Source organism: Saccharopolyspora sp. (assembly GCF_017434145.1).
In the GTDB taxonomy this organism is placed as follows: Bacteria; Actinomycetota; Actinomycetes; order Mycobacteriales; family Pseudonocardiaceae; genus Saccharopolyspora_C; species Saccharopolyspora_C galaxeae.
Map to the genome: position 1 here is coordinate 1 of NZ_JAFRFW010000268.1, position 2,036 is coordinate 2,036.

Below are 2,036 nucleotides of genomic sequence, written 5' to 3' on the forward strand. Positions count from 1 at the left end.
GGTCCGAGCCGGGACGACGCGCCGAAGAGCTGGCGGTCCACCGGCCAGGGCGACCGGGACACCGTCCGGCACTGGCACGAGCGGATGACCCGGCGCGAAGCCCTGGAGGAGAAATACCCCGAACTGGCCGGGGATCGGCGTCCGGTGCTGGCGCACGAAGGCCGGTTCGCGAACGCCCCGCTGCGCGCGGGCGACCCGCTGCCGCAACGCGGCGGAGAACCCGGCACCTGACCGCACCAGTGTTGTCGTGCAGCTTGCGCTGCGGCGATCACTCCTATGCAGACGACTTCAAGGGCTTCGCAGCGGAGTCCTGAGCAGTTCCGAACGGTCCGGCGATCGCCGAGCCGGGCCGCGCGCCGAGTCAAAGGAGACAGCGTGAAGACCAAAGCCGCCGTGCTGACCGAACCCGGCAGGCCCTTCGAGGTCCTGGAACTCGACCTGGACGGTCCGGGGCCGGGCGAAGTTCTGATCAAGTACACCGCCGCCGGGCTGTGCCACTCCGACCTGCACCTGACCGACGGGGACCTGCCACCGCGGTTCCCGATCGTCGGTGGCCACGAAGGCGCCGGGATCATCGAGGAAGTCGGCCCCGGGGTCACCAAGGTCGCCCCCGGTGACCACGTGGTGTGCAGCTTCATCCCGAACTGCGGCACCTGCCGCTACTGCTCGACCGGCAGGCAGAGCATCTGCGACATGGGCGCCACGATCCTGCAGGGTTCCATGCCCGACGGCTCGTTCCGGTTCCACGGGCGGGACGGGGATTACGGCGCGATGTGCATGCTCGGCACGTTCTCCGAGCGAGCGACGATCTCGCAGCACTCGGTGGTCAAAGTGGACGATTGGCTGCCGCTGGAGACCGCGGTGCTGGTCGGCTGCGGCGTTCCCTCCGGGTGGGGAACCGCGGTCTACGCCGGAGGGGTGCAGGCGGGCGACACCGTGGTCGTCTACGGCATCGGCGGGCTCGGCGTGAACGCCGTGCAGGGCGCGGTGCAGGCCGGGGCGAAGTACATCGTCGTGGTCGACCCCGTGGAGTTCAAGCGGCAGACGGCGATGAAGTTCGGCGCCACCCACGCGTTCGCCGACGCCGACGAAGCCAAGGAGAAGGTCAACGAGCTCACCTGGGGCCAGGGCGCGGACCAGGCGCTGATCCTGGTGGGCACAGTGGACGAAACGGTGGTCTCGCAGGCCACGTCGACCATCGGCAAGGGCGGCACGGTCGTGATCACCGGCCTCGCCGATCCGCAGAAGCTCACGGTGCAGCTGTCCGGCACGGAGCTGACGTTGCAGCAGAAGACCATCAAGGGCACGCTGTTCGGCTCCGCGAACCCGCAGTACGACATCGTGAAGATGCTGCGGCTCTACGACGCCGGGCAGCTCAAGCTCGACGAGCTGATCACGACTCGGTACACCCTCGACCAGGTCAACGAGGGCTATCAAGACCTGCGCGACGGCAAGAACATCCGCGGCGTGGTCGTCATGGACTAGGAGCGTTTAGGAAATGGTTTGCGTAGCGGGTCGGGTAGCGGAACCTCAGACGCCTTCTGGCTCCGGGATCTCATCCTGACGTAGAGCCCTACGCGGCGTCCGAGCTGTCCTCGCCAGAAGACGTCTGAGAACCCGCCGGTGGTCCGGCTGACTCCTCGGGCGGCGCAAGCGGCTGCCGCCGCATTTCAAACAGAACCTAGCCGTCCCGGCCGCTGTTCGGCCCGGTTCGTCCGTTGTGGACGGACCGGGCCGTTGCGTGCCGGTAACGCCGGGCAGTGTTCAGGCGTCCTGCGTGGACTCGCCGGCGAGCGGGCCGGCCCGGTGGGCGGAATCGTGCGTCCACATCGGACCGTCAGGGCAGTCCCGACTCGCGCAGCGTGATGTTCAGGCGTCCGCCCGCCATGCCGATTTCCGGTCCGGTTCCCGGGCAGGTCGTCGGCACGCCGTGGTAGGCGAGTCGGGAGCTGCCGCCGAACACGAACAGATCGCCGGAGCGCAGATCGACGTCCGTCCAGGGCTTGCCGCGGCCCTCGGTGTTGCCGAAGCGGAAC

Annotated in this window: 2 protein-coding genes and 1 pseudogene; 2 read left to right on the top strand and 1 reads right to left on the bottom strand. The window is 68.6% G+C overall.

The features are described from left to right. Both IJH84_RS07530 and IJH84_RS07535 read left to right on the top strand, forming a co-directional pair. Nucleotides 1-231, top strand: a pseudogene (locus IJH84_RS07530) (zinc ribbon domain-containing protein); the annotation flags it as partial. A gap of 144 nt (nt 232-375) precedes the next feature. Beyond that, on the top strand, nt 376-1,485 hold the full coding sequence (locus IJH84_RS07535) for an NDMA-dependent alcohol dehydrogenase (protein WP_295141961.1): 1,110 nt from the start codon (nt 376-378) through the stop codon (nt 1,483-1,485). Nucleotides 1,486-1,837: 352 nt separating this feature from the next. On the opposite strand, the gene IJH84_RS07540 is transcribed toward IJH84_RS07535, so the two are convergent. Continuing rightward, nucleotides 1,838-2,036 (bottom strand): alpha-ketoglutarate-dependent dioxygenase AlkB (locus IJH84_RS07540; RefSeq protein ID WP_295141963.1); only part of this gene is annotated, 199 nt, incomplete at its 5' end.